Raw genomic sequence first — 26,679 nt, forward strand, 5'->3', positions numbered from 1 at the left:
GGGCGGGCGGAATGTGACAGCCTGTCGGCCCGAGTGGGGGTGGTGCGGGCCACACGTCAACGCCGCGACGCGCTCGGGGGTGTTCGAGCTCACCTGCCTGCCTGTTGTGGTCCATGGTGCGTGATGACGGCGTGTCCTATCGTGGCGTGATGAACGAGAACCCCCCACAGAACCCGGTGCCCCACACCGCCCCGCCCCGGGCACACGGCCGAGTCGTGCAGCCCCACCCGTACGCCCCTTCCGCTCCGGCGCGGCCGATCCCGCCCAAGCGCCCTTCGAACGCGCTCGGGGTCCTGTCGATCGTGTTCGGCATCCTCGCCGGATTCGTGGGCGTGGTGATCGTCATCCTTCCGTACCTGTTGTTCGTCCTCGGAGGCGGCGGAAACGCCGAGGGGTTCGACGACTTCGCCAGGGCGTTCGGATACACGGGCGGGGCAGTCGTGTTCGCGGGGCTCCTGCTCTTCGTCTTCGGCATCGTCCGCACGATCACCCGGAAAGGCGCCCGACGCAAGTGGGATGAGGCGTATCGCCGGACGTACTGACCGCCGGCAGCCCTCGGTCCCCGCCCCGGCGCGGGGTCGGGGACAGCGGGGGTCAGGCGGAGGCGCGTACCGCGTCGAGTAGGGCTGACCATTCCTGGGAGTCGAAGGAGAGCTGGCCCAGGTCCCTGTTCTGGGAGTCCCGAACACCAGTGACCCAGTCTTCCTTGACTTCGACACAGGCTCCTGTGTTTCCGCTGTAGGTCGATGTGTGCCAGTCCGTCACGTCGTCTCTCCCAGTGAAGCGATGAAGTCGATGGATTCGTTCGGTGATAGCGCCATGCTCTGCAGCGCGCCGAACCGCTGCTGGCAGTCTGCCACCACGGAAACATCGGTGATCACGTGTCCTCCTCCCGGTGCCTCCGCGTACACAAGGGACTCCACGGGCGTCATCCGCATGGTCATAAAGGCCCAGTCCATCGCGCTGTGCGCCCCTCGGTCGAAGGGGAGTACCTGGAGTCGTAGATGGGGCATACGCGCCCGCGCGATGAGCGCCTCGTACTGCGCTTTCATCACCTCGGTTCCGCCTACCGACCTGCGCATAGCACCTTCCTCGATCACGAACAGCGCTAGCGGGGGATTCTCGCGATCGAGGATCCTCTGCCGATCCATCCTCCGCTTCAGGCGCTCCTCGAGTTCCTGTTGACTCTGTGGTGGGAACGACGCCCACATGACAGCTCGTGCGTAGCTTTCGGTCTGGAGGAGTCCAGATGTGACCTGGGACTGAAAATCCTGGATGACCTGGGTCTTTCGCTCGATCTCAACGAACTTCCCGAGCCACCAAGGTTGCGTCTGCTTCGCCCCCGGTCAGGGCGGCGGCCAGTTCGGGGTCGAACGGGGGGCGGGCGGGAGTCGTCATGGGTGCCTCCGGGCGTGGGCGAAGCGTGGTGTGTGCTGTGTCACCATTGTCGATCTGTGGCGCCGCATCGGGCAGCGCCGTGCGGCGGGGTACGCCCGCCATACGGCGGGTCCGGGGCCTGTAGGATGCGGCGCACCGACCGAGCCCGGTGCGATCTCCGACGCGGAGTGCCCGCCGCGGGAGTCCGACCCAGGATAGAGAGCATGGCCGCGAACCACGACTTCCAGCTTCCGTACGCGCCGAACCACGTATGGAACACGCTTCCCGCCGCCGTGCGGTGTTGCACGAGGGCCTCCAGCGTCGGCAACCCGGTGCCCGGCGGCGGCTACCGCTACTCCTTCTCCACCGGGATGAGCCTGCTCACCTGGGGGTTCAGCGTGTTCGTCGAGCTCTACCCCCTCCCTCAGGGCACGCACCTGCGCATCTCGCCCAAGATGAACTTCGGCTTCTTCGACTGGGGGGAGGGCCGCAAGATCGCCGACGAGCTGCACTTCCACCTCACGCAGGCCCTCCAGGCCCTGCCCGGCCAGGGGCCCGCTCCCGGCGCGGGTCCGGGCCAGGGCCACCACCCCGCCCCCGGCCCGGGGCAGGGTCATGGTCCCGCACCGGGGTGGCCGGGCCAGGGCACCGGCCAGCAGGGCGGCCCCGGCCCCGCCAGGTAGCGAAGCCTGCAGCCGTGCACCGGGGCTACCGGCTCAGCGCACCGGCGATGGCGGCGTGCACGGCCGGCAGTCGATCCGCGCCGCCCTCGATCGCCCACACGCACTTCTGGAGCACCCGCACCAGGGTCCAGGCCCGCGCCCGCTCGCGCTCCAGGCCGGCGACCTCCGTCAGCAGGTCGAAGCGGAACCGGGTCGCGCGCCGGACGTCACCCGTGGCCACGGCCTCGTCCCAGCGGTTGTCCAGCGCGGGCTCCAGATCGAACGCGGGATCGCCCGCCAGCGGCTTGGGATCGATGGCCAGCCACGGTTCGCGCCCGGTGCCGGGCACCGGGGCCAGGACGTTCCCATAGTGCAGATCCCAGTGCAGCAGCCGGTCACCCGGCTCGGCCGCGATCTCGCGCGCCCGCGCCGCCAGATCCGCCAGCAGCCAACGGTCGGGCTCCGAGCACGGACCCGCGGCCACGATGCCGTCGGCCCGCTCCGCCAGGTCCAGGGTCACCGCGCCCAGTCCCCGCAGCCCGGCGGGCGCCGGACAGGCGGTCAACCGGGCCAGCAGGGTGCCGATCACCGTCAGCGCCGCGGTGATCTCCACCCGGGACAGGTCCCGCCCGGGGGAGAGGGCCTCCAGCAGCATCGCTCCGGTGGCCGGATCGTGGTCCAGGAGCCCCACGGCGCCGTCGCCCGCCCACGCGGCGAGCGCGATCGGCTCGCCCGCGGTCTCGTCGTCCACCGGCTGGAGCTTGAGCACGGCCGTTGAGCCGTCGGCGCGTTCGACCGGAACGACCAGCGCCACCATGCCGTGCGCGACGGCGCCGCTGGGCCGCAGCCCCCACCGGTCGCACTGCCGCGCGGCCAGTGCGGGCAGGTCCCGTGCCCACTCGGGGCCGAAGAACCCGGTCACGGAGGCGGCGAGCGCGTCGGGCACGGCGATCGGCTGGACGGGGCCGGGCGCGCCGGTCCCTGCCGTGTCCCCGGTCCGCGCGGGCCGGGGGCCAGGGCGCCGCGGCGGGGGCACCTCACGGCTCACGCGTGTCACCGACCGCGTCGAAGGCCGCCTCCAACAGCTCGCACAGGGGCACGGCCCCGTCCGCGCGGGCCCACGCCTCTCCGGCCACGTCCAGGCAGGCGATGGCGCACGCGACCAGGGACTGGGCGCGCACGTCCAGCCACGGCCCGTCGGCGTGTTCCCGAGCGAGTCGGCGCCGCAGTTCGGGGGTCATCTGGGCCTGCCACCCGAGGTGCTTCTCGATGCACCGGGACCTGAGCGAGGGGGTCTCGTGCATCATCTTCGTGACCTTGAGCATGCGGTCGAGGTCGCGGGACCCGGCGGCGATGTCCAGCAGGACGTGGCGCAGGGCGGTCCACGGGGGCTCGGAGCCCGGGCGCTCCTCCAGTGCGCGCCTGGCGTCCTCACCCTCCTGTGTGAGGTCGCCGAGCACGATGTCCTCCTTGGTACCGAAGTACCGGAAGAACGACCGCCGTGAGATGCCGGAGGCGCGGGCGATGTCGTCGATCGTCGTGTCCTCGAAGCCCTTGCTCAGGAACAGGCCCATCGCGATCTCGGTGATCTCCGCGTAGGCCGCGCGGCGGGACCGCGTCCAGAGGCGCTCGGTGTTCGTCTCTCCTGGTTTCACGCTTCGATCGTAACCATATGCTCCCCAATGCCCAATTGACACTCAGTGCCAGGCGGTCATAGTGTGACAATCCGCCGAGTGGAAGAGACTTGCATGAACGCCATTGACTACCGCGCACAGACCGTCCTCATCACCGGGGCGAGCTCGGGGCTGGGCGCAGAGTTCGCCCGCCAGGTCGCCGCGCGCGGCGCCGACGTGGTGCTCGTCGCGCGCCGCCTCGACCGGCTCGACGCGCTCGCGGGCGAGCTCACCGAGAAGCACGGGACCAAGGCCACCGCGATCCCCATGGACCTGGCCGCGCCCAGGGCAGGAGCCGCCCTCGAACGCGCCCTCGCCGCACGGGGCACCGAGGTCACGAGTGTCATCAACAACGCGGGATTCGCCACCTACGGGCCCTTCCACGAGGAGGACCCCGAACGCCTGGCCGCCGAGATCGCGCTGGACGTCACGAGCGTCGTCGACATCAGCCGCACCTTCATCGAAGGCCTGCGCGAACGCGGTGACGGCTTCCTGCTCAACGTCGCCAGCATGGCGGCCTACCAGGCCGCCCCCGCGCTGGCCGTCTACGGCGCGGCCAAGGCGTTCGTCCTGAACTTCACCGAGGCGCTGTGGTACGAGGCGCGCGGCACCGGCCTGCGCGTGCTCGCCCTGTCGCCCGGGGCCACCCGGACCGAGTTCTTCGAGGTCGCCGGAGACGGCGCCGACGGCGGGATGCGCAGGATGGAGGCCGCGGACGTGGTCAGGACGGCCCTGGCCGCGCTCGACCGGAGGAACCCCCCGCCCAGCGTGATCGCAGGCCTGTCCAACCGGCTCACCTCCCTGCTCACGCGGGCGGTCAGCCGCCGGTGGACCACCATGGCCCTGGGGGCGATGATGAGCCGCCCGCGCGTGGCCCGGTGACACCCGGCCGCGCGCCGGCCCCCTGCTCACGGGCGGACCGGCGCGCCGCTCGGCGTCAGGGGGCGGGCGTGCGTTCGCGCCGCCGACCCCGGGGAGTCCGTCCCGCCGAGCGGCCGGAGGGCTCCCGGGAGAGCGCGTCCACCATGCCCCACAGGGCCGGTTTGGGGGAGTAGTCCTCATCGAAGGGCGTGGCCGCGTCGTACCCGGGGAACCACTCCGGGATCCAGGAGTGGGCGTCGCTGACGCCCCACACGGTCACACCTCGGCAGTCGGGCACCTCCAGGCACGCCGCCACCACGTGGCGGAACTCCTCCCGCTGGTCCCGGACCGCCTGCTCCGACACCGGTTCGGCGATGCGCACGTCCAGTTCCGTGACGGTCACCTCCAGGCCCAGATCAGTGAAGCGGTTCATCGTCTCGGCCAGGTTCCCGGGGACCTGGCCGTGCACGAAGTGCCCCTGGAAACCGATGCCGTGCAGTGGCACCCCCCGGTCCAGCAGGTCGGCGGCCAGTGCGTAGAGTGCGTCGGTCTTGGCGCCGCCGCCCTCGATGTTGAACTCGTTGATGTAGAGCCGCGCCCCGGGGTCGACCTCGTGCGCCATCCGCAGCGCCTCGGCGATGTAGTCCTCGCCCAGCACCTGGTGCCACAGGTTCTCGCGCAGGAACGGCTCACCGTCCTCGAACGGTTCGTTGATCACGTCCCACGCCCCGATCCGGCCCTGGTAGCGCCCCATGAGCGCTTCCATGTGCTCGCGCAGGACCCCGCGCAGCTCGGCGGAGGTCCACTCGCCCCGCGACAGCCACTCGGGCTGCTGGTTGTGCCACAGCAGGGTGTGTCCGCGCGCGTTCATGCCGTGGGCCTCGGCGAAGTCGACCATCGCGTCCGGGCCGCTCCAGTCGAACACGCCCCGCTCGGGCTGGACGTGGTCCCACTTCATGGTGTTCTCGGCCGTCACCGACGTGTAGTGCCCGCCGACCACGTCCCGGTAGCCGCCGTCGCCCAGCAGGGGGTCGACGGCCACCGCCACCCCCAGGTCCACTCCGTTGGCCCGCGCCAGCACGGGCAGGTCCCCGCTGCCTGTCGGCGGGCCGCCGTCGGCCCAGGGCCCTGTGAACGCCAGCAGCGCCGTCGCGCACATGATCGCGGTACATCCGGCAACGGCCATGATGAGGACCGTCCTTCCCCGGGTTCGCGACCGCCGCCGCGGTCGGGCCTCCCGTTCGCCCGTCCCCACCGCTACCGGGAACCGGTCGTGACGGGGAACGCCGACAGCGAGCGCACGGTGAGCGTGCGTCGGCGCGTGGGCATCGCGGTGGGCCGCAGCCCCGGCGCGCGCTCGGCCAGGGCCCGCAGTGCGATCTGCCCCTCCAGCCTGGCCAGGGGCGCACCCAGGCAGTAGTGTTCGCCGCCGGAGAAGGCCAGGTGGTCACCGGCGGCGGTCCGGGTGATGTCGAAGCGGTCCGGGTCGGTGAAGTGGGCCGGGTCGCGGTTCGCCGACCCGATCAACGCCATCACCTGACCGCCGCGCCGGACCGGCACACCCTCCACCTCGGTGTCGGTGTGCGCCCAGCGGCCGGTCAGCTGCACGGGCGAGTCGAACCGCAGGACCTCCTCCACCGCGCCACCCGCCAGCTCCGGGTCGGCCACCAGGCGCTCCCACTGGTCCCGGTGGCGCAGCAGCGCCAGCATTCCGTTCCCGATCAGGTTCACCGTGGTCTCGAAGCCGGCCAACAGCAACAGGCGGCACATGTCCCGCAGTTCGGCGGCCGTCATCCGGCCCCCGTCCGCGTGGGCCGTCAGAGCCGAGATCACGTCCTCCCTCGGATCCCGGCGCCGCTCGGCCATGAGCCGCTCGAACATCGCGTCCAATTCTGCCGAGGCGCCCTGGATCTGTCGCACGTGACGCGCCGAATGGGCGCCGTCGAGTGCGCCCCCGATGAGGGTGCCGATCCGCACGAACTCCGCGTCATCGCGTTCGGGGACGCCCAACAGCCGACTGATGATCGCGATCGGCAGCTTCTGGGCGAAGTCGGCCATGAGGTCGAACCCGCCCCGCGCCAGCGCCCGGTCCAGCAGCTCACCGGTGATCTTCTCGATCTCGGGGCGGTACGCGCGCATCCTGCGCGGAGTGAACGCCGGCCGGGCCAGCGCGCGCAGCCGCGTGTGCTCGGGCGGGTCCATCTGCAGGAAGGACAGCGCCACCACGCGGAACTGGGAGGGAGAGCTGAAGCCCTCGGGCGGCTCGGCACCGAAGTCGCGGCTGCGCAGGATCTCGCGCACCGCGGCGTGGGAGTTCGCGCTCCGGAACCCCAGGGTGCTGGTGACGAGCGGGCCCTGGCCACGCAGGCGGGCGTAGGTGGGGTAGGGGTTCTCCCTCCAGGGCCAGTGCAGGAGGCGGCTGGGGTGGTCCCCCCGCTGGGCCGCCATCCAGGAGGCACCCCGGGCCAGGCGCAGCCGGGCGTCGACGCGCAGTGAGTCCGGCCGAAGGGTGTCGGGCCAAGGCATGGTGCAGGTCCTTTCTCGGGTGCTCTGCCCGCCGGACGAGCGGGGGGATCCTGGCTCACGCGGCGCTCCGACAGCGGCGGTGTGCGCCCGGGGGCCGGGCACACGTGCTCGTTCACGTCCGGCCTGGGCCGGTGACGGCCAGACTAGGGCGTGTCCTTCCCCTGGCGGGCGGCCCTCCACCGGTTGGCCGGGGCCGGTCAGGAGGGAACTCGTGCGCACGCCCACTCGTTGGCCCGCTCACCTTCGTCCGATCGAACCCGCCGGCGCCCGTGCGAACCCCACCGGCGGGCAGCGGATCCCACACGGTGCAGGGTGGCCGTCCGGGGGAGCGCGACCCCTAGACTGGGCCTCTCCCGAGTGGGCACGGCGCTCGCGCGTCCGGTCGTGTCCTCGGTAGGACACCGGGCGTGAACGGTCGCGACGGGGCCCGCGCCCTGCTGTTGGCTACGATCGCTCAGGCCCCGGGACGACACACGGCAGAGTCGGAGGTTGAGGACGTTGGCTCCCTTGGAGAGCGCGGATCCGGAGAGGATCGGCCGGTACCGGCTGATCAACCGCCTGGGATCCGGTGGCATGGGCCAGGTGTTCCTGGGGCGTTCGGCCGGGGGGAGAGCGGTCGCGATCAAGCGCATCCACCCGCACATGGCCGCCGACGCCTCCTTCCGTGAGCGCTTCGCCCGCGAGGTGACGGCGGCCCGCCAGGTCAGCGGCGCCTTCACCGCCCCCGTCATCGACGCCGGACCCGATGACGAGGTGCCCTGGCTGGTCACCTCCTACGTCCCCTCGCTGCCGCTGGACGAGGCGCTCCGGGCCCACGGTCCGCTGCCCGAGGCCAGCGTGCACGTGCTCGCGGCCGGGCTGGCCGAGGCGCTCGCCGAGATCCACCGGGTCGGGCTGATCCACCGCGACCTCAAGCCCGGCAACGTCCTGTTGTCCGAGGACGGCCCACGGGTCATCGACTTCGGCATCGCCCGCGCCACCGACGGCACGGCGGCCACGCAGTCGGTCATCGGCACCCCGGGCTTCATGAGCCCCGAACAGGTCCAGGGCGAGGCGCTCGGCCCCGCCAGCGACCTGTTCGCCTACGGCGCCGTCCTGGCCTTCGCCGCCACCGGCACGGGCCCCTTCGGCGAGGGCAGCATGCCCACGATGGTCATGCGCATCATCAGCCGCGAGCCGGACCTGTCCGCCGTCCCGGAGTCCCTGCGCCACCTGGTGGCGGCGTGCCTGTCCAAGGACGCCTCCGGGCGGCCGAGCCCGGGCGAGATCCTCGACTACCTCGGTGACGTGCCCGCCGGTACCGCCTGGCTCCCCCCGGCGGTGATGAGGGGTGTGCAGGAGCAGGTCGCCAAGGTCAACCGGGCGCTGGCGGGCTCGGCGCACGACCCCCAGGCCACCGGCGGGCACCGCCGCACCGAGGTCCTGGGCGCGGGCGGCGCGGCCGCGCTGGGCGGGGCGGCGGGCGCCGCCGCCGCGGGCGCGCTCGGTGACGACCAGGCCACCCGGGTCGCTCCGGCGGACGGGCCGCACGCCCAGGGCGCGGGCGACCACGGCGCCACGTCGGTCATGGGTGCCCAGGGGCACCAGCCGACCGCCGAGGGGCAGGGATACCGGCCCACCGCACAGTTCCCCGCCACGCAGCAGCAGCCGGGGACACCGCCCACGGCCCAGTACGGGCAGGGGCAGTACGGCCAGAGCCAGGCCCAGTACGGCCAGAGCCAGGGGCAGTACGGGCAGGGCCGGTACGGGCAGCAGGCCCGTCCCGCCGACGACGACCCCTACGCCGGACTGTACGGCGAGCGCCGCGGCGGCGCCGACACCGCCGGGTACCGGCAGCAGGAGCAGCAGCGCCGGATGCAGGCCGAGCAGGCGCGGGCCCAGCAGCAAGCCGAGGAGCAGCGGCGCCGGGCCGAACAGCAGCGGCAGATGGAGGAGCAGCGCCGCCGCCAGGAGGCCGAGCGCGTGCACCGCGAGCGCCTGCGCGCGGAACAGGAGGCCACGCGCCGGGCCCAGGCCCAGGCGCGCCAGGCGGACCAGCCGGGGGTGTGGGGCTTCGTCAAGCTCCTGCCGCTGCTGATCCTGCCGCTGGTCCAGATCCCGCTGGGCTACGGCGCCTCGCTCGCCTGGGAGTGGTTCACCACCCAGACCCAGGTGTGGAACGGATCGGCCTTCGCCTTCGAGCCCTTGAGCATGACCGGGTTCTGGAGCGCGACGATGCTCGGGTACTTCCTGTTCAACAACCTGGTGTCGCTGGAGTTCCTGGTGCGGTCGCTGCGCACGGCGTTCGTCACCGGCGCGGTGCTGGCCTTGGGCGTCATCGCCGCCACGAACTTCCTGCTCTACGGGTTCGGCTTCTGGGGCTGACCGGCCCGGCTCCACCACCGCACACGCGCGGCGGCTCCCGAGAGGGGCCGCCGCGTTCGTCGTCGACGAGGGGGAGCCCGACCGGCGCCCGTGGCCGGGGCCCGGGCTGGGCGCGTCCCCCGTGGTCAGCGGGCGGCGGTCACAGCGGGGGTCCGCCGGATCTCGGTGACCTCGTGGCGCACCGGGCGGGTGGGCTCGACGGCCGAGCAGGTGGTCGGGCAGGCCCGGCCCTCGACAGTGGCGACCGAGACCGTGTACACGCCGCCGCCGTGGCCCAGGGTGACGCGCACCCCCGCCTCGGTCTCGCGCTCGTCCAGGTGGACGACCGCGTCCAGGCCCACGGTCCCCAGCCGTGCGCGCAGGGCCGCCTCGGCCGCCTGGGCGGCGGGGGAGTCGGTGCAGCGGCCGCGGTAGTGGTCCGGGACCACCTCGCCGCGTTCGAAGGCGGCCACCGCCCGCACCGCCGAGTCGGGGTCCAGACGGCCGAAGTACACGCCCTGGGGGAGTGCCACGAGGTTGGCGGCGAAGCGGTCGCCGCCCACGTGGGTGGTCTCCCACACCTCCGCGTCGCCGTCCGCCAGGGCACCGGCCACCGGGCGGCCCAGGACCGCGCAGCACGGGTCCTTCTTGGCGTGGGTGCACACCAGGTACAGGGTGTGGTCGACGGGTGTGCCGAAGGAGGGCGGCTCGGGGCGCTCCGCGGCGGTGAGGTCGTAGTCCAGTAGTTCGGCGAGGTCGTCGAAGTCCAGACGCCGCGTCCAGGCCCCCGAGCGGCCGGTGTGCGCGAGGTAGGCGCGCAGCGGGCCGCCGTCGTCGTCGGCGCGGACGCGGCCCGGGCGCTTGATGAGCTGGGGCTTGACGTCGCGGTCGGCCACGCGCCGGGCCAGTTCGGCGGCGGCCTCGCGGTCCAAGCCGGGACTGGCCAGGGCGGGGTGGCGCCAGGGCCCGTTGTGCTCCACCAGGAGCCATCCGCCGGTCCGGCCCGCCGTTCCGGCGATCTGCTCGCCGCTGTAGCGGGCCAGGGCCGAGCATCCTCGGCTGCCGTCGGGGGCGGTGGGCAGGCGCACGTTCGCGTCCAATCGGGTGGCACGGGGGCAGGGGCGGTCGGTCGCGGTAGCGCGGGGCGCTGCCCGAACCTTGCTTAAAGGTAAGGCTAACCTATCCATTCTTCCGTGCGCACCCATGGTGCGCGGGATCGGCCCTGCGGCGGCTCCTGGTCGCCCGTGGTGGCGCAGGTGTGGCCGTGACCAGGCGAATCCATCCCACCGCCCACCCGTTCACGTGCTCGAAATGTGCCCTGTCGACACCTTGACCCCGTGACCCGGATCACTTATGTTCGCTTAAAGAACACATGTTCGTAGCTCGCACAACCTGGTGTCGATCCACGTCGTCCACCGACCGCTTCCACCGACCCCCTCTTGGAGTTCCCATGCGCCGTCCACTGGTCGCCCTCGCTACGGGCGCCGCCCTCCTGGCCGCCACCGCCTGCGGGGCACAGGGAGCGTCCTCGGAGGAGGACGGGGAGCTGACCACGCTCACCGCCGGCGTCATCCCGATCGTCGACGTCGCCCCCGTCTACCTCGGGGTGGAGCAGGGCATCTTCGCCGAGCACGGCATCGACCTGCGACTGGAGTCCGGCTCCGGCGGCGCCGCCATCGTCCCCGGCGTCATCAGCGGCGAGTTCGACCTCGGTTTCAGCAACCTGGTCTCGCTCATCGTGGCCCGCGAGGAGGGCCTGCCCCTGGTCACGCTCTCCAACGGCGTCACCAGCGTGGGCGAGCAGGGAGCCGACTTCGGCGGGGTCTTCGTCCCCGACGACAGCCCCGTCGAGAGCGCCGCCGACCTGGAGGGCGCCACGGTGGCGATCAACAACCTCAACAACATCGGCGACACGACCGTCCGGGAGTCCGTGCGCGAGGCCGGGGGAGACCCCACCGGAGTCGAGTTCCTCGAACTGCCCTTCCCCGACATGCCCGCCGCCCTGGAGACCGGACAGATCGACGCCGTCTGGGCCGTGGAGCCCTTCGCCTCGATCATCCGCGAGTCCGGTGGGCGCGAGATCGCCTCCAACTTCGTCGACACGCACGAGAACCTGTCGGTGGCCGCCTACTTCGCCGCCGAACCGCGCGTGGCCGAGGACCCCGAACTCTTCGACGACCTGACCTCGGCCCTGGAGGAGTCCCTGGCCTACGCCGAGGCCCACCCCGACGACGTTCGCGCCGTCATCACCACCTACACCGAGATCGACCAGAGCGTGATCGAGGAGCTCACCCTGCCGCGCTTCCCCGCCGCCATCGACACCGACTCGGTCCAGACCCTCGCCGACCTCATGGTCGAGGACGGCCTCGTCGACTCCGAGCCCGACCTGGACGCCCTCTACCGGTAGCACCGGTGCCGAGGGCCGCGGCGATCCGACCCCCTCCCGGTCCGCCCGGCAGCCCCCCGCCGGGCGGACCCTCCCCCCATCGACGCAGACGACGCAGGAGATGTCCGACCATGAAGAGACCGCTCCGCACGACGGCCCTGGCCACCGCGGCGACCCTGGCGGTCGCGTCCTGCGGCACCGGCGCCCGGACCACCGACGATCCCGACGGCGACGGACTCACCCCCGTCACCGTGGGCGTTCTGCCCATCACCGCCGTGGCCCCGCTCTACCTCGGTGTCGAACGGGGCCTGTTCGAAGAGCGCGGTCTGGACGTGACCATCGAGACCGGAGGCGGCGGTGCCACGACCGTGCCGCGCGTGGTCAGCGGCGAACTGGACTTCGCCTTCGGCAACGTGGTCTCCCTGATGATCGCCCGTGAACAGGGCCTGCCCCTGACCATGGTCGCCAACGGGATGACCACCACCGGTGACGCCGACACCGACTACAGCGCCCTGGTCGTTCCGCCCGACAGCCCCATCCAGAGCGCCGCCGACCTGGAGGGCGCCACCGTGGCCATCGACAACCTCCGGAACATCGGTGACACCTCGGTGCGCAACTCCGTCCGCGTCGGCGGGGGCGACCCCACCGACGTCGACTTCGTCGAACTCGCCTTCCCCGACATGCCTGGCGCCCTGTCCAACGGCCAGGTCGACGCCGCCTGGGTCGTCGAGCCCTTCCTCAGCATCTCCCTGGCCCAGGGCGCCACTCCCGTCGCCGCGAACTTCGTCGACCTGCACCCGGACCTGTCCATCGCCGCCTACTTCACCGGCGACGACCTCATCGGCTCCGATCCCGACACCGTGGACGCCTTCAGCGAGGCCATGGACGCCTCCCTCGACTACGCCACCGACCACCCCGACGAGACGGCCGGCGTCCTCACCTCCTTCACCGAGATCGACCCCGACCTGGTCGAGGACCTGCGCTGGCCGCGCTTCCCGTCCGAGATCGACCGGGAGGCCCTGGAGACCGTCGCCGCACTGATGGTCACCGACGGGCTGATCGACTCCGCACCCGACCTGGACACGATGATCCGATGACCGCCACACCCGCCACCGAAAGCCGCGCGCCCGACCCGCCCGCGCCCGCCCGGAGTCCCCGCCGCCCCGCCCGGGACGGCCTGGGCCGCCCTCTGCTCGGCGCCCTGGGCATCCTGGCCTTCCTCGGTCTGTGGGAGGCCGTGCCGCGCCTGGGCGTGGTCTCCGACCGCTACCTGCCGCCCGCCACCGAGGTGCTGGTCGCCCTGGGAGCGCGCGCCACCACGCCCGGGTTCTGGGCCGCGGTCGGCGACACCCTCGCCGGCTGGGCCCTGGGCCTGGCCATCGCCTTCACCGCCGCGGTCGTGCTCGGCTTCACCCTGGGCGCCCTGCCCCGGATCCGCGCCTACACCACCTCCACGGTCGACTTCCTGCGACCCATCCCCTCGGTCGCGCTCATCCCGCTGGCCGTGCTGCTCTACGGCACCGACATCCGCTCCACGCTGCTCCTGGTCGTCTACGCCTGTTTCTGGCTCATCTACATCCAGGTGCTCTACGGCGTCGCCGACGTCGACCCGGTGGCCGAGCAGACCGCGCGCTCCTACGGACTGGGCCGCCTGGCCCGCGTCCGCCACGTCGTGTGGCCCACGACCCTGCCCTACCTCATGACCGGGCTGCGCCTGGCCGCGGCCGTCGCCCTCATCCTGTCCATCACCGCCCAGCTGGTCATCGGCTCACCCGGCATCGGCCGGGAGATCGCCGTCGCCCAGTCCAGCGGCGCCGTGGAGTCCGTCTACGCCCTCATCGTCGCCACCGGCGCGCTGGGCGTGGTCATCAACACCGGCGTACGCGTCCTGGAACGGCGCGTCCTGCGCTGGCACACGTCCGTCCGCGGGGAGGCCACCGCATGAGCCAGCCCACCCAGACCGACCCGGCCACCACGGAATCCGCGGCGGCAGCCGCCCGCGAGACCCGAGCGCCCCGCCGGCCGCGCGGCGGCACCGCCCGCCGCGCCGGGAGCCGCGTGCTCCACGTCCTGCTCCTGCCCGTGGTGCTCATCGGCGTCTACGCCTACGCCAGCGCCACCTCCAGCAGCTACTACACGCCCACGCCCGACCTCATCGCGTCCGCCTTCGGGGAGCTGTGGTTCTCCGAGCGCCTGTTCAGCGACGTGCTGCCCAGCCTCGCCCGCCTGCTCACCGGCTTCACCCTGGCCGCCCTGATCGGCGTGTCCCTGGGCGTGCTGTTGGGCATGTCCACCCGTGTGCGCGCCACACTCGAACCCCTCCTGGAGTTCCTGCGCGCCATTCCGCCGCCCGTCCTGGTCCCGCTGATGATCCTGCTCGCGGGCATCGACGACTCCATGAAGATCATGGTCATCGTCTCCGGCTGCGTGTGGCCGATCCTGCTCAACACCGTCGAGGGCGTACGGGCCGTGGACCCGGTCCTGGCCGACACCGCCCGCTGCTACGGCATCGGGGGCACCACCCGGCTGCGCGTACTCATCCTGCGCTCGGCCAGTCCGCAGATCATGGCGGGACTGCGCCTGGCCCTGGCCCTGGCCATCATCCTCATGGTCATCAGCGAGATGTTCGCCAGCTCCAGCGGCCTGGGCTTCGCCATCGTCCAGTTCCAGCGCAGCTTCGCCATCCCCGAGATGTGGGCGGGCATGGTGCTGCTGGGCCTGATCGGCTTCGCCCTGTCCGCGCTCTTCGAGCTCGCCGAGAGCCGCGTCCTGTACTGGTACCGCGGCCTGCGCGCCGCCCACCGGGGGGAGTGAGAGCCATGAACCACCAAGGAGAACACGGCACCATGCTCAAGGTCACCGGACTGCAGAAGATCTACCACGGGGGCGCCAAGGACGTGGAGGCCGTCCGCGACCTCACCTTCGACCTGGCCGAGGGCGAACTCGTGTGCCTGGTCGGCCCCTCCGGCTGCGGCAAGACCACACTGCTCAAGTGCATCGCCGGGCTCATGCCGCCCACGAGCGGCACGGTGGAGCTGGCCGGGCGGCCCGTCACCGCCCCGCCGCCCGACATGGCCGTGGTCTTCCAGGAGTACGGCCGCAGCCTCTTCGCGTGGATGACCGTGCGCGCCAACGTCGAACTCCCCCTCAAGGAGAAGAAGCTGACCAAGGCCCGCCGCGCCGAACTGGTCGCCGAGTCCCTGGAGGCCGTGGGCCTGACCGCGTTCGCCGACGCCTACCCCTGGCAGCTCTCGGGCGGCATGCAACAGCGCGTGGCCATCGCCCGCGCCATCGCCTACGAACCCCAGGTCCTGCTGATGGACGAGCCCTTCGCCGCGGTGGACGCCCAGACCCGCGCCGACCTGGAGGACCTCATCCGCACCATCTGGCGGCGCATGGGCGTCACCGTCCTGTTCGTCACCCACGACATCGACGAGGCGGTCTACCTGGGCGAGCGCGTCCTGGTCCTGTCATCCTCGCCCACCATCGTGCAGGATGACATCACCGTCGACCTGCCCGCGGAACGCGACCAGCTCACCACACGCCAGGACGAGCGCTTCACCGAACTGCGCGCCCGCGTCTACGCCGAGATCCAGCAGGCCAAGAACAGCGCCGGGGGCACATCCGCCGGCCCGGCCGACAGCGCCGCCGGAGCCGACCGCGCCTCGACCGCCGTGCACTGACCCGCGCGCACGACCACCCCGTCACCACCGTCGAAGGAGACACACCGTGACCCTGCTCGCCGACGACCACACCTCGGCCGTCTTCACCGGAACGTGGACCCCGGCCAAGGGCGGTGACGCGCCCGTGGTCTCACCGTCCACCGGAACCGTCCTGGGCCGCATCGGCATCGCCGACGGAGAGGACGTCCACGACGCCGCGGCCCGGGCCGCCCGGGCCCAGCGCGACTGGGCCGCGGCCTCCTTCGAGGAACGCGCCGCCGTGCTGCGCCGCGCCGGAGACCTGCTGGAGGCCAACGCCGAGGAGATCTCGGGCTGGCTGCGCCGCGAGGGCGGGGCCGCCGCCGGGATGGCGGGCTTCCAGGTCCACGTCTCGGCCGCGGAGTGCTTCGAGGCCGCCGCCCTGGCCTCCCAGCCCCACGGCGAGATCCTGCGCACCGCCAAGCCCCGGCTGAGCTTCGCCCGCCAGGTACCCGTCGGCGTCGTGGGCGTCATCGCCCCCTTCAACGTGCCGCTCATCCTGGGCATCCGCTCGGTCGCCCCGGCCCTGGCGGTCGGCAACGCCGTCATCCTCAAGCCCGACCCGCGCACGGCGGTGTGTGGCGGCGCCGTCATGGCCGAGGTCTTCCGCCGGGCCGGGGTGCCCGAGGGGGTCCTGCAGGTCCTGCCCGGCGGGGCCGAGGCGGGCCAGGCCCTCATCACCGACCCCCACGTGCGGGTCATCTCCTTCACCGGCTCCACCGAGGCCGGGCGCAAGGTCGGCGAGGCCGCGGGGCGCCACCTCAAGCGCGCGCACCTGGAACTGGGCGGCAACTCCCCGCTGGTGGTCCTGGACGACGTCGACGTGGACGCCGCCGCCTCGATCGGCGCCTGGGGCTCGTTCCTGCACCAGGGGCAGATCTGCATGACCACCGGCCGGCACCTGGTGCACGAGGCGGTCGCCGACGCCTACGTCGAAAGCCTGGCGGCCAGGGCCGACGCCCTGACCGTGGGCAGCACCGAGGAGGACGGCGCCGCCCTGGGCCCGGTCATCGACGCCGGCCAGCGCGACAAGATCCACGCCCTGGTCACGGGCAGCGTCGACGCCGGGGCACGGCTGCGCGCGGGCGGCACCTACCAGGACCTGTTCTACCGGCCCACCGTCCTGGACCGGGTCGGGGCCGCCACACCCGCCTACGCCCAGGAGGTCTTCGGGCCGGTGGCCCCGGTGGTGCGCTTCTCCTCGATCGACGAGCTCGTGGAGCTGGCCAACACCACCGAGTACGGACTGAGCCTGGGCGTGCTCACCCGCAACCCGATGCGCGGCATGGAGATCGCCGACCGGGTCCCCAGCGGGATCGTGCACATCAACGACCAGACCGTGGACGACGAGGCGGTCGCGCCCTTCGGGGGCGTGGGCGACTCGGGCACAGGATCCCGCTTCGGCGGTACCCGCGCCAACATGGAGGCCTTCACCGAGACCCAGTGGGTCACGATGCAGGCCGACCCGGCGCGCTACCCCTTCTAGACGGCGGGGCCGCGGCCGGGGCGCGTGTGGGGGCGCCCCGGCCGCGGCCCGGCCCGACGGACGACCGGCCGAGGACATGCGCCGGGACCGTGACGCCTGTGCTCCTCTTCACTTGAGAGTTCATGTGTTTACTGGAAAGCAATGCGGCTAGTGTGGTCGGAGCGCTGCTGGGAGTCACTGCCCCGGCCGCATTCCCGCCCGGCGCCGAACCGACGCGCCCCACGTCCGCGTTCGGTGCCACTCCGATGCCAAGGAGCACCACATGTCACGCCTCGCCCTGATCGCCCTGGTGGCCGCCGGAGCCTTCGGTCTGGCCGCCTGTTCGTCCGAGGACCAGGCCGCCGCGCCCGCCGCGGAGGAGTCCGCGGCCGAAGGCGGGGAGACCGCCGAGGGCGGCGCCGAGGAGCCCGGCGACTCCGCCGAGGGCGAGGCCGCCGAAGCGGCCGACGCCTTCACCGTCACCGCCTCGGAGATGGCCTTCGAGGGCATCCCCGAGACCCTCCCGGCCGGGACCGTCGAGATCACGTTCGACAACGCCGGGGAGGCCCCGCACGACCTGGTCGTCGAGGAGCTCGGCGACGAGACCGTCATTCCCGTGACCGACGGTGGAGGGAGCGCCACCGGCACCGTCACCCTGGAGCCCGGCACCTACACCTTCTACTGCTCCGTGGGCACCCACCGCGAGATGGGCATGGAACAGACCGTCACCGTCGAGTAGGCGGCTCCCCGCCCGGCCTCCGTCCCGCCCCGGCCGAACCCCGGGGCGGGAGGGCTCCTCAACCGGTCAGGTCGGGGATGGTCCGCGGGCCCACCCGGCACACGTAGTCGCGGAACAACGCGACCGCGGGCGGCTCGAACGCCCGACGCCCGCTGCCGCCGTCCACGGACGCCCGCGGCCAGACCACCCCCACCGGCCGGTCGGCGCCCTCCTCCGCCAGGCCCAGTTCCACGGTCCCCGGCAGGGGCCCGCGCGGCCGTGCGGGCAGCACCGACACCCCCAGGCCCGCCGCCACCAGCCCCCGCGCCGTGGCGATGTCGTCGGCCTCGAACGCCACCCGCGGCGTCACACCCGCCTCGTCCAGCAACCGGTCGGTCAGATGGCGCACCCCCCGCCCGGGCTTGAGCAGCACGAACTCCTCGGCCACCGCGGACGCGGCCGACACCGGCCCCGCCGAGGACGACAGCCGGTGGTGCTCGGGCACCACCAGCCGAAGCCACTGCGTGTGCAGCACCGCCGACGCCAGCCCCGGGTCCGCGGGCAGCGGCGAGGTCAGCGCCAGGTCCGCCCCACCCGCGGACAGCCGCCGCAGGGACTCCGCCCAGGGCTCCTGGGTCAGGGTGAAGCGCACCCCCGGATGCTCGGCGCGAAACCCCCGCAGCAGCGCCGGAACCACTTCGACGCCGAGCGTGGGCAGGAAGGTCAGCGCCACCCGGCCCTCCTCGGCGCCGGTCAGGTCGGCCAACCCCTCGCGCAGGTCCTCCAGGGCCCGCTCCACGTAGGGGAGCAGCCTCTGCCCGGCCCGGGTCAGCCGCACACCCCGCCCCGTGCGCTCCACGAGCGCGATGCCCATCTCCTCCTGCACCCGCGCCAGCGCGCGGCTGAGCGTGGGCTGGGGCACGCCCAGCGACTCGGCCGCCTGTGTGACGTGTTCGGTGCGGGCCACCGCCGCGACCATCCGCAGCCGGGGGACCAGGACCTGGGCCAGCGCGTCCACTTCATTCATGCGATCCAGTATGCATCAGCGACAAATCATGCATTGGACGTATGAAACGGCCCTGCCTAGCGTGGAGGGCATGACCGCGACCAGCCCGACCACCCCCGATCCGCGCCCCCGCGCGGGCAGCCGCGCCTACCGCCGCACGGTCGTCGCCCTGGTCGCCGCCGCGGTGGCCACCTTCGCCCAGCTGTGGTCGGTCCAGCCGATCCTGCCCGCCATCGCCGAGGGCTTCGACACCTCCGCGAGCCAGGCCGCGCTCACCGTCTCCGTCGCCACCGGCGGCCTGGCCGGGTTCACCCTGGTCTGGAGCGGGGCCGCCGACCGCTTCGGCCGCGCCCGCGTCATCACCGCCTCGCTGCTCGTGGCCACCCTCCTGGGGTGCGCGGCACCCCTGGCCGCGGACCTCTGGCTCCTGCTGGCCCTGCGCGCCCTCCAGGGCGCCGCGCTGGGCGGGGTCCCCGCCGCCGCGGTGTCCTACCTCGCCGAGGAGATCCACCCCGCCGACGCCCCACGCGCCACCGGGCTCTACATCGCGGGCAACCCGCTGGGCGGCATGGGCGGGCGGCTGCTGGCCGGGTTCGCCGCCGACCACGGCGGCTGGGCCTGGGGGATCGCCGCCAACACACTGCTGGGCCTGGTCGCCCTGGCGGTGTTCGTGCTCGTCCTGCCCCGGGGGCGGGCGCCCCGTCCGGCGACGGCGTCCGGACGCGCCGCGGGCCCGTCCCTGGCGGCCCGCCTGCGCTCGGCGCTCACCGCCCGGGGGCTGCCCGCCCTCTACGCCCAGGCCCTGCTGCTCATGGGCGCGTTCATGACCGTCTACAACCTGCTGGGCTTTCGGCTCACGGCCGAACCGTTCGGGCTGTCCCAGGCCGCCGCCTCCCTGCTCTTCCTCTCCTACACCGCCGGGATGCTCGGCTCCGCCGTCGCCGGATCGGCCACCGCCCGCTTCGGCGGCTACGCCGTCCTGACGGTGTCCACCGGACTCATGGCCGTGGGGCTGGCGGGCCTGTTCGCCGGCGTCCTGGTCGGCCTGCTGGCGGCCCTGCTGGTGCTGACCTTCAGCTTCTTCAGCGCCCACGCCACCGCCTCGGCGTGGGTGGGATCGCGTGCCTCGGCCGGGCGCGCCCAGGCCATGGCCCTGTACACGCTGGCCTACTACCTCGGCTCCAGCCTCTTCGGCTGGCTGGGCGGCCTGGTCTATGACGCGGCGGGCTGGAACGGCGCGGTGCTCTTCGCCGTGGGCCTGTGCGCCGCGGCCGCCCTGGTGGCGCTGCGCCTGCGCCGACTGCCCGCTCCCGCGCCTGCCCAGGAGCCCACGAAGCAGACCCCGGACCGGTGCGGCGGATCCGCGGCGGCGACCGGCCACGGCGCGGGCGCACGGGGCTGATCGCCCGGTGGCGGGCTGCCGCACAGCGTCAGTGCGGTCCCCGCGCGTCGGCCGGACCGTGCCCGGTGCGCCCGCGCACCCGCCCGTGGCCGATGGTGCCGCGGGGGATGAACGTCCCTCCGGTCGCCCGGGCGCGGCACCACCGTGTCGCGGGCGGCCTCGTGGTGTTGTTGGGGCAGGGTAGAGACAAAGCGGGCCATCTAATTTAAAGTTGAACTACTTCCCGGTCTCAGATCCGGTGAGCGCTCGACGGAAGGTGACGACATGGACGTGCGGCCCTCGGGGATCCACCACGTGACCGCGATCGCAAGCGACCCCCAGGCCAACGCGGACTTCTACCTCAACGCCCTGGGCATGCGCATGGTCAAACGCACGGTCAACTTCGACGCGCCGCAGACCTACCACTTCTACTACGGCGACCGTGCGGGCAATCCCGGCACGATCATGACCTTCTTCCCCTGGCCCGACGCACCACGGGGACGGCGCGGCGCCGGCCAGGCCACCACGACGACCTTCTCCGTGCCCGAGGGCTCCCTGGGCTGGTGGGCCGACCACCTGGCCGCACTGGACGTACCCACCACACGGCCCGCCGAGCGCGGAGCGGAGGACGTGCTCAGCCTGCGCGACCCCGACGGCCTGGTCATCGAACTCGCCGCCAGCGCCGACTCCCACGACACCGACCCCTGGGACGGCGGCCGGGTCCCCGCCGAACACGCCATCCGCGGCATCCGCGCGGTCACCTTCACCGAGAACGACGTCGAGGGCACCGCCGAGATGCTCGGAGGGCGGTTGGGCTTCCGCCTGGCCGAGGAGGACGGCGACCGCCTGCGCTTTCGCACCAACGACTCCGGCGCCGGGGTGGGCACCATCGTCGACGTCCTGGCCCGGCCCCGGGCCGAACGCGGCCTCGTGGCCGCCGGAACCGTCCACCACGTCGCCTACCGCGCCCCGGACGGCCCCGTCCAGAAGGCCTGGCGCGAGCGGCTGGAGGGCGACGGCGTGGGCGTGACGGAGATCCGCGACCGCTGCTACTTCACCTCGATCTACTTCCGCGAGCCCGGCGGGGCCCTGCTGGAGATCGCCACCGACGGCCCCGGGTTCGACTACGACGAACCCCTCCTGGAACTGGGCCGCTCCCTCAAACTCCCGCCGTGGATGGAGCCCGACCGCGAGCAGATCGCCGCCCGCCTGCCCGAGGTCCGGGTCGGACGGTGACCACCACCGACGACTTCGTCCACGTGTTCGAGCCCGCGACCGAGCCCGGGGCGCCCACCGTTCTCCTGCTCCACGGCACCGGCGCCGACGAGCACGACCTGCTGCCGCTGGGCCGTGCCCTGGCGCCCGGCGCGGCGCTGCTCTCGCCGCGCGGCCAGGTCGACGAGAACGGGGCCAGCCGCTGGTTCCGCCGCCTGCGCGAGGGCGTCTTCGACGTCGACGACCTCATCGAACGGTCCGCCGAGCTGGCGGAGTTCACCACCGCCGCGACCCGCTCCTACGGCCTGGACCCGCGGCGGATCGTGGCCAGCGGGTTCTCCAACGGCGCCAACACCGCCGCGGCCCTGCTGCTGCTCCACCCGGACCTCCTGGCCGGCGCCGCGCTCTTCGCCGCCGGAGCGCCCCTGCAGGGCCGCGAGCCCGAGCCGGTGGACCTGTCCGGTACGCGGGTCTTCCTGGGGGCCGGACAGGCCGACCCCGTCACCCCCATCGACCAGGCGCGCCTGCTGGCCGCCCAGCTGGGGGAGCGGGGCGCGGCGGTGACGGCGCGCGAACACCCCGGCGGACACGCGATCCCGCCGCGCGTGCTGGCCGAGGTCCAACGGTGGTGGGCCGACAGCGCGTTCTGACCGTGACGCCCGGGTGTCGTGGCGGTGTCCGCTCTCTGGTTACGTGGACGTGCACTCACCTGTGGCGATCCAACGCAGAACGGAGACCGGTCCCCCATGGCAGCACCGCACGAGGGCAACGAGAACAAGAAGCCCGCCGGACGCCGCGACCACGGCGCACGGGTCGCCCGCTGGGAACAGCGCGTGGAGATCCCGATGCTGCTCCTGGCCGGGGCGTTCCTGGTCGCCTACGCCTGGCCCGTCATCGACCAGAGCTTGGACAGCGACCTGCGCTCCATGCTGCGCGCCCTGTCGTGGACGGTGTGGGCGGCGTTCGCCGTCGACTTCTTCATCCGGCTCTACCTGGCCGAGCACCGGGCGTGGTACGCGCTCCGGCACTGGTACGACGTGGTCCTGATCGTGCTCCCCATGTTCCGCACGCTGCGGCTGCTGCGGCTGCTCGCCCTGCTGCGCATGCTGAACCGCTCCCTGGCGGGGACGCTGAGCGGCAAGGCGTCGATGTACGTGGCCGGCACGGCCGCGCTGACGTCCGTCCTGGGCGCCATCGCCGTCCTGGACGTCGAGCAGCACGCCCCCGGGGCGAACATCACCGAGTTCGGCGACGCCCTGTGGTGGTCGGTGGTCACGGTGACGACGGTCGGCTACGGCGACTTCTACCCGGTCACCTTCCAGGGCCGCCTGGTGGCGGTCGCCATGATGATCATGGGGATCTCGCTCGTGGGTACGCTCACTGCCGCGGTGGCGTCCGCGTTCGTCTCCAACATCCAGCAGCAGGACCGCAAGGACACCGAGGACGCCAAGAGCGCACAGGGCGGCTGAGGAGTCACAGGAGCACGATCTTCTGCAGCTCCCCGTCCCCTCCCTCCTGCACGAAGACGCTCGCCCCGTTCTGGATGGCCTCCTCCAGCCAGGCGTTGACCTGGATGGCGCGGTTGATGGTGTCCGTCTTGTTCCGCCCCGTGAGCTTGACGGTCTCTTCCAGCTTCTCGTGGGAGTTCTCGGTCAGGTTGACGGTCACCCGGTGCACCTTCGTGACCGCGGCCTGGTCCTCGGTCTCCTGGCGCGATTGCGTGCGGGCCATGCTCGCCGCCTTCCTGCGTAGGGCCACCGACTCCGACATACTGCCCGGAGTCAGTTGTCGTACGCGTTTGGAACAGTCAATATGCATCAATCATACATACGTTGACTGAATCTGACGGCGCGCCAACGTCGATGCTTGCAACGGGTCATCCTCTGGATGCAAATGGTCATCGACTGACGGGGATGGGGGTGGCATGCCGGAGGACGGTCGGCAGGACCGGCTCGTGGTGCTGAGTGAGGAAGACCTCAGTGATGAGATGCCGACGCGCGACGCGGACGACCCGATCCGCGTCGAGCGTTCGCGGACCCTGGCCGAGGGGAGCGGACATGGACGACCTCAGTGACGAAGTGCCGCACGGGGCGGCGGGCGCCGAGGTCGAGGTGGCGAGTTCGGAGGACCTGGAGGACGAGGTGCCGACGGAGCCCGCGCCGCCGGCCTCCGCCCGGCCCGGGGCCGCGCCGCAGCCGCCGACCCACATGATGCTGCGGCCGGCCGAGATCCAGCAGTTCGGCGTCGGCCTTCCGGGAGGGTTCGGGGTCAGCTACCAGACGCAGTCCGAAGCCGGCTCCTCCCACAACCTGACCACGGTCCTGGTGAACGTCCTGGCCCTGGCCGCGGGGAGCGGTTACGCCGTGGCCGGACTCTTCTGGATCAGCTCCCTCGTGGCGTCGCCGCTGTGGGTTCCCTTCGGCGGGCTGGCCGTGCTCATCGCCGTCGGCGCCGCCGCGATCGTCTGCGTCAAGCTCGCGCGGGGCCGGGGCCGGGGCAGGGGCCAGGAGCACTCGGACGCCCAGGGCTGAGGGGGCCGCCCCGGCTGCGCGGCAATGGGTGATCTACGTCGTAAAGGCGCTGGGCGTCCGAACCCCGGCGAGGCGCGGCTCACACCGCCCCCGCCGCTAGAATCGCCACGACCCACTCCGCCCACCGAAAAGAACCCATGATCCCCTCACGTTCCCAGGGCGACCAGTGACCCTCGACCCCGAGATCCTGGGCCTGCTCCTGCTCGCCGGCGTGGCCGCGGGCTGGGTCGACGCCGTCGTCGGCGGGGGAGGCCTCCTCCTGCTGCCCGCACTGCTGGTCGCGGCGCCCAGCACACCCCTGGCCACCCTGCTGGGCACGAACAAGCTCGGCGCGGTCTTCGGCACCACGTCCGCCGCCCTCGCCTACGCCCGCCGCGTGCCGCTGGACCGCAGCGTGGTCCTGCCCACCTCCGCGCTCGCGCTGCTGGGCTCGGGACTGGGAGCGGTCCTGGCCACCGCCCTGACCGCCGACGTCCTCAAACCCGTCATCATGGTCGTCCTGGCCGGTGTGGCCCTGCTGGTCTACGTCCGCCCCGCCATGGGCTCGGTCGCCGACCCCCGCCTGCGCACCCGCAACCGCCTGCTGGCCGCCATCGCCCTGGCCGGGCTCGGCGTCAGCTTCTACGACGGGCTGATCGGCCCCGGCACCGGCGTCTTCCTCATCATCGCCCTGACCGCCGTCCTGGGCATGGACTTCGTCACCGCCTCCGCCTCGGCCAAGATCGTCAACGTGTGCACCAACCTCGGCGCCCTGGTCGTGTTCGCCTTCGGCGGCCACATCGACTGGCTGCTGGGCCTGGGTCTGGCCGTGAGCACCATCATCGGCGCCCAGATCGGTGCCCGTATGGCGCTCAGGCGCGGCTCCGGATTCGTCCGTGCCGTCCTGCTCGTGGTCGTGCTGGCCCTCCTCGTGCGCATGGGCTGGGACGTCCTGGCCGGCCCCTGACCCGGCACCCCTGGGCGTTGTCGGACACGTACACGGCGGTCCAACTCGACATCTCGTCCTCCACGTCCGACTGAGGCCCGTGCCGCCGGGCCGGGCCTCAGCCAGACGAGCCGTGCGCGAGCCGGCCCGGACGCATCCGGGCACCGGGATCGGCTCGCGCACGGCTCCGGGAGGTTCTGCTCGACGGAGGTCAGTGCCCGGACGCGGACAGCGCCAGGAGCTGGAACACCGCGAAGGGGAACCAGCCGGTGCGCACCGGTTCGCGCACCGGCGACCCCTGCGCGAACACCGGGTGTCGACTCAGCGCGCTCATCGCCTCATCGACCGGCGCGAAGCGGAAGTCGTAGACCATCAGCCGGCCCCCCGGGCGGATCACGCGGGCCAGCTCCGCGGCGGCCGCCTCCGGATCCGGCCAGTGGTGCATGCTCAGAGTCGACACCACGAGGTCGACGCTGTGGTCGGCCTGGGGAAGTGCCGCCACGTCGGCGACACGGAAGGCGGTGCGACCGGCCGATCCGCGCTCTGCGGACAGCCGTTCGGCGAGCGCGATCATGTCCTCGGACGGGTCGACGCCCATGAGGGACAGATCGCTCCGCTTCGCGGCGACCTCGTGCAGCAGCCGCCCCGGACCGGTTCCCACATCGAGCACCTGTCCTCGCGGGGGCGTCGCACGCGCGACGTCGGAGGCCACCCGCCGGTACAGTCCCCGCAGCGTCCGTTGGGCCAGCCGGTCGTAGGACTCACTCCGTCGTCGGTCGAAGCCGTCGCCGCCGCGGTGGTGCACGGCGGCGTGCAGTCGGGCGTGGATGCGTTGTCTCATCGAGTCGTTCTCCTCGTCACTCAGCGGTTCACCCAGGCCAGCGCGTGCTGGGGGTACCGTTCCCCGGCGACACCGGTCGGCGGGACCGCCCGTGAGAGCCGGTCGATCTGGTCCGGGGTCAGCGAGATGTCGCGTGCGTCGGCGTTGTCAACGAGGTGGGCGACGCTTCGGGTCCCGGGGATGGCGACGACGTCCTCCCCCTGGGCCAGGACCCAGGCCAGCGCGGCCTGCGCCGGTGTGCAGCCGATGTCGGCGGCCACCTGGCGGACCGCCTGGGCCAGTGCCAGGTTGCGCGGCAGGTTCTCCTCGGAGAAACGGGGCAGGGACCGGCGCTGATCGCCGTCGCCGGACACGTACGCCCCGCTGAGCAACCCCCGGCCGATCGGTGAGTAGGCAACGAGGGCCACCCCCAGTTCGCGGCACGTGTCCCACAGTTCGCCTTCCGCCACTTCCCGGGTGAAGAGCGAGTACTCCACCTGCACGGCCGTGATGGGGTGCACCGCGTGGGCGGCCCGCAGGGTCTGCGGGCTGACCTCTGACATACCGAGCCAGCGCACCTTGCCCGCCGCGACGAGACCGGCCATCGCCGAGACCGTCTCCTCGACGGGTACCCGGGGGTCGCGGCGGTGGACGTAGTACAGGTCCACGGTGTCGACCCCTAGCCGACGCAGCGAAGCCTCGCAGGCCGCCACCACCCACTCCGGTGAGGTGTCGATCGCCAGGGAACGGGAGCCGGGGGCACCGCGCAGCCCGAACTTCGTCGCGAGCACCACGTCGTCCCGACGGTGCCGCACCGCTTCTCCGACGAGTTCCTCGTTGTGTCCGTCGCCGTAGGCGTCGGCCGTGTCGAGGAGGTCCACCCCGATCTCCACGGCGTGCCGAAGAGTACGCAGGGCCTCTCGGCGGTCCGCCGGTCCGTACGCATGGCTCATCCCCATACACCCCAGACCGATCGGGGATACCTCCGGTCCTCCTCGGCCCAACCGACGTCGACGGCGTGTGTCGTCCAGCATCGTTCTCCCTTTGCCGATCACTTGGCAGTCCATGAGAACTCTGCAACTTCATGTC

27 protein-coding genes and 1 pseudogene are annotated in these 26,679 nt (G+C 72.6%); 17 read left to right on the forward strand and 11 right to left on the reverse strand.

Translation table 11 applies throughout. The features are described from left to right. Nucleotides 1-149: 149 nt before the first annotated feature. The gene (locus M1P99_RS24640; RefSeq protein ID WP_304454957.1) at nucleotides 150-542 is read left to right on the forward strand and encodes a hypothetical protein; all 393 of its coding nucleotides are present in this window, start codon (nucleotides 150-152) and stop codon (nucleotides 540-542) included. Between the two features lie 52 nt (nucleotides 543-594). On the opposite strand, the gene M1P99_RS24645 is transcribed toward M1P99_RS24640, so the two are convergent. Together M1P99_RS24645 and M1P99_RS24650 are read right to left on the reverse strand one after the other, a co-directional pair. Beyond that, the gene (locus tag M1P99_RS24645) at nucleotides 595-765 is read right to left on the reverse strand and encodes a DUF397 domain-containing protein (protein WP_304454958.1); all 171 of its coding nucleotides are present in this window, start codon (nucleotides 763-765) and stop codon (nucleotides 595-597) included. Then, nucleotides 762-1,301 (reverse strand): annotated as a pseudogene (locus M1P99_RS24650) (DUF5753 domain-containing protein); the annotation flags it as partial. The pseudogene M1P99_RS24650 and the gene M1P99_RS24645, both read right to left, overlap by 4 nt. Before the next feature lie 300 nt (nucleotides 1,302-1,601). Here M1P99_RS24650 and M1P99_RS24655 point away from each other — a divergent pair. Continuing rightward, on the forward strand, nucleotides 1,602-2,060 hold the full coding sequence (locus tag M1P99_RS24655; RefSeq protein WP_304454959.1) for a hypothetical protein: 459 nt from the start codon (nucleotides 1,602-1,604) through the stop codon (nucleotides 2,058-2,060). Between the two features lie 25 nt (nucleotides 2,061-2,085). Here M1P99_RS24655 and M1P99_RS24660 read toward each other — a convergent pair whose 3' ends face one another. Continuing rightward, nucleotides 2,086-2,985 carry an aminoglycoside phosphotransferase family protein gene (locus M1P99_RS24660; protein ID WP_304454960.1) on the reverse strand — a complete coding sequence of 300 codons (900 nt, stop codon included), beginning with the start codon at nucleotides 2,983-2,985 and terminating at the stop codon, nucleotides 2,086-2,088. Between the two features lie 91 nt (nucleotides 2,986-3,076). Beyond that, entirely contained in the window at nucleotides 3,077-3,694 is a 618-nt protein-coding gene (locus M1P99_RS24665) for a TetR/AcrR family transcriptional regulator (RefSeq protein WP_304454961.1), read from the reverse strand. A 93-nt stretch (nucleotides 3,695-3,787) separates the two neighbouring features. Between M1P99_RS24665 and M1P99_RS24670 the strand changes: the two genes are divergently transcribed. Beyond that, complete coding sequence (locus M1P99_RS24670) at nucleotides 3,788-4,594, forward strand: SDR family oxidoreductase (RefSeq protein ID WP_304454962.1); 807 nt, start codon at nucleotides 3,788-3,790, stop codon at nucleotides 4,592-4,594. Nucleotides 4,595-4,649: 55 nt separating this feature from the next. Here the strand turns inward: M1P99_RS24670 and M1P99_RS24675 are convergent, their stop codons facing one another. Then, on the reverse strand, nucleotides 4,650-5,759 hold the full coding sequence (locus M1P99_RS24675) for an endo-1,4-beta-xylanase (RefSeq protein WP_304454963.1): 1,110 nt from the start codon (nucleotides 5,757-5,759) through the stop codon (nucleotides 4,650-4,652). 71 nt (nucleotides 5,760-5,830) lie between these two features. Further along, nucleotides 5,831-7,099 carry a cytochrome P450 gene (locus M1P99_RS24680; protein ID WP_304454964.1) on the reverse strand — a complete coding sequence of 423 codons (1,269 nt, stop codon included), beginning with the start codon at nucleotides 7,097-7,099 and terminating at the stop codon, nucleotides 5,831-5,833. Between the two features lie 489 nt (nucleotides 7,100-7,588). On the opposite strand from M1P99_RS24680, the gene M1P99_RS24685 reads away from it, so the two are divergent. Then, nucleotides 7,589-9,463: a serine/threonine-protein kinase gene (locus tag M1P99_RS24685; RefSeq protein WP_304454965.1), complete on the forward strand. Its 1,875-nt coding sequence runs from the start codon at nucleotides 7,589-7,591 to the stop codon at nucleotides 9,461-9,463. Between the two features lie 125 nt (nucleotides 9,464-9,588). On the opposite strand, the gene M1P99_RS24690 is transcribed toward M1P99_RS24685, so the two are convergent. Continuing rightward, nucleotides 9,589-10,530 carry a sucrase ferredoxin gene (locus M1P99_RS24690; RefSeq protein WP_304454966.1) on the reverse strand — a complete coding sequence of 314 codons (942 nt, stop codon included), beginning with the start codon at nucleotides 10,528-10,530 and terminating at the stop codon, nucleotides 9,589-9,591. A gap of 362 nt (nucleotides 10,531-10,892) precedes the next feature. Here M1P99_RS24690 and M1P99_RS24695 point away from each other — a divergent pair, with 362 nt between their 5' ends. The 7 genes from M1P99_RS24695 to M1P99_RS24725 all read left to right on the forward strand — a co-directional run bounded on the left by M1P99_RS24695 (nucleotide 10,893) and on the right by M1P99_RS24725 (nucleotide 17,733). Continuing rightward, a complete protein-coding gene (locus M1P99_RS24695) occupies nucleotides 10,893-11,849 on the forward strand; it encodes an ABC transporter substrate-binding protein (RefSeq protein ID WP_304454967.1) in 957 nt (318 codons plus the stop codon). A 110-nt stretch (nucleotides 11,850-11,959) separates the two neighbouring features. Then, a complete protein-coding gene (locus tag M1P99_RS24700; RefSeq protein ID WP_304454968.1) occupies nucleotides 11,960-12,925 on the forward strand; it encodes an ABC transporter substrate-binding protein in 966 nt (321 codons plus the stop codon). Continuing rightward, the gene (locus tag M1P99_RS24705) at nucleotides 12,922-13,773 is read left to right on the forward strand and encodes an ABC transporter permease (protein ID WP_304454969.1); all 852 of its coding nucleotides are present in this window, start codon (nucleotides 12,922-12,924) and stop codon (nucleotides 13,771-13,773) included. Before M1P99_RS24700 ends, M1P99_RS24705 begins: the two co-directional genes overlap by 4 nt. Then, nucleotides 13,770-14,642, forward strand: coding sequence for an ABC transporter permease (locus M1P99_RS24710; protein WP_304454970.1), 873 nt, complete (start codon nucleotides 13,770-13,772; stop codon nucleotides 14,640-14,642). The genes M1P99_RS24705 and M1P99_RS24710 overlap by 4 nt, the downstream gene beginning before the upstream one ends. 32 nt (nucleotides 14,643-14,674) lie before the next feature. Then, complete coding sequence (locus tag M1P99_RS24715; RefSeq protein ID WP_304455823.1) at nucleotides 14,675-15,511, forward strand: ABC transporter ATP-binding protein; 837 nt, start codon at nucleotides 14,675-14,677, stop codon at nucleotides 15,509-15,511. 46 nt (nucleotides 15,512-15,557) lie between these two features. After that, the gene (locus tag M1P99_RS24720) at nucleotides 15,558-17,015 is read left to right on the forward strand and encodes an aldehyde dehydrogenase family protein (RefSeq protein WP_304454971.1); all 1,458 of its coding nucleotides are present in this window, start codon (nucleotides 15,558-15,560) and stop codon (nucleotides 17,013-17,015) included. Nucleotides 17,016-17,277: 262 nt separating this feature from the next. Next, nucleotides 17,278-17,733 carry a cupredoxin domain-containing protein gene (locus M1P99_RS24725; protein ID WP_304454972.1) on the forward strand — a complete coding sequence of 152 codons (456 nt, stop codon included), beginning with the start codon at nucleotides 17,278-17,280 and terminating at the stop codon, nucleotides 17,731-17,733. A gap of 58 nt (nucleotides 17,734-17,791) precedes the next feature. Here the strand turns inward: M1P99_RS24725 and M1P99_RS24730 are convergent, their stop codons facing one another. Beyond that, nucleotides 17,792-18,739, reverse strand: coding sequence for a LysR family transcriptional regulator (locus M1P99_RS24730; RefSeq protein WP_304454973.1), 948 nt, complete (start codon nucleotides 18,737-18,739; stop codon nucleotides 17,792-17,794). 70 nt (nucleotides 18,740-18,809) lie between these two features. On the opposite strand from M1P99_RS24730, the gene M1P99_RS24735 reads away from it, so the two are divergent. From M1P99_RS24735 to M1P99_RS24750, 4 genes are all read left to right on the forward strand, one after another. Continuing rightward, nucleotides 18,810-20,120 carry an MFS transporter gene (locus M1P99_RS24735; RefSeq protein WP_304454974.1) on the forward strand — a complete coding sequence of 437 codons (1,311 nt, stop codon included), beginning with the start codon at nucleotides 18,810-18,812 and terminating at the stop codon, nucleotides 20,118-20,120. A gap of 264 nt (nucleotides 20,121-20,384) precedes the next feature. Continuing rightward, complete coding sequence (locus M1P99_RS24740) at nucleotides 20,385-21,335, forward strand: ring-cleaving dioxygenase (protein ID WP_304454975.1); 951 nt, start codon at nucleotides 20,385-20,387, stop codon at nucleotides 21,333-21,335. Further along, the gene (locus M1P99_RS24745; protein WP_304454976.1) at nucleotides 21,332-21,964 is read left to right on the forward strand and encodes an alpha/beta hydrolase; all 633 of its coding nucleotides are present in this window, start codon (nucleotides 21,332-21,334) and stop codon (nucleotides 21,962-21,964) included. The genes M1P99_RS24740 and M1P99_RS24745 overlap by 4 nt, the downstream gene beginning before the upstream one ends. Nucleotides 21,965-22,060: 96 nt before the next feature. Then, on the forward strand, nucleotides 22,061-22,783 hold the full coding sequence (locus M1P99_RS24750) for a potassium channel family protein (RefSeq protein WP_304454977.1): 723 nt from the start codon (nucleotides 22,061-22,063) through the stop codon (nucleotides 22,781-22,783). A gap of 4 nt (nucleotides 22,784-22,787) precedes the next feature. On the opposite strand, the gene M1P99_RS24755 is transcribed toward M1P99_RS24750, so the two are convergent. After that, complete coding sequence (locus tag M1P99_RS24755; protein WP_304454978.1) at nucleotides 22,788-23,045, reverse strand: hypothetical protein; 258 nt, start codon at nucleotides 23,043-23,045, stop codon at nucleotides 22,788-22,790. Between the two features lie 326 nt (nucleotides 23,046-23,371). Here M1P99_RS24755 and M1P99_RS24760 point away from each other — a divergent pair, with 326 nt between their 5' ends. Both M1P99_RS24760 and M1P99_RS24765 read left to right on the forward strand, forming a co-directional pair. After that, nucleotides 23,372-23,845: a hypothetical protein gene (locus M1P99_RS24760; protein ID WP_304454979.1), complete on the forward strand. Its 474-nt coding sequence runs from the start codon at nucleotides 23,372-23,374 to the stop codon at nucleotides 23,843-23,845. A gap of 166 nt (nucleotides 23,846-24,011) precedes the next feature. Then, nucleotides 24,012-24,791: a TSUP family transporter gene (locus M1P99_RS24765; RefSeq protein WP_304454980.1), complete on the forward strand. Its 780-nt coding sequence runs from the start codon at nucleotides 24,012-24,014 to the stop codon at nucleotides 24,789-24,791. Nucleotides 24,792-24,981: 190 nt separating this feature from the next. Here M1P99_RS24765 and M1P99_RS24770 read toward each other — a convergent pair whose 3' ends face one another. Further along, on the reverse strand, nucleotides 24,982-25,611 hold the full coding sequence (locus M1P99_RS24770) for a class I SAM-dependent methyltransferase (RefSeq protein ID WP_304454981.1): 630 nt from the start codon (nucleotides 25,609-25,611) through the stop codon (nucleotides 24,982-24,984). Nucleotides 25,612-25,631: 20 nt separating this feature from the next. Then, nucleotides 25,632-26,657 (reverse strand): aldo/keto reductase, encoded by a 1,026-nt coding sequence (locus M1P99_RS24775; protein ID WP_369696572.1) that lies wholly within the window; start codon nucleotides 26,655-26,657, stop codon nucleotides 25,632-25,634. Nucleotides 26,658-26,679 lie beyond the last annotated feature (22 nt).

It is taken from the genome of Nocardiopsis sp. YSL2, assembly GCF_030555055.1.
Classification (GTDB): Bacteria; Actinomycetota; Actinomycetes; order Streptosporangiales; family Streptosporangiaceae; genus Nocardiopsis.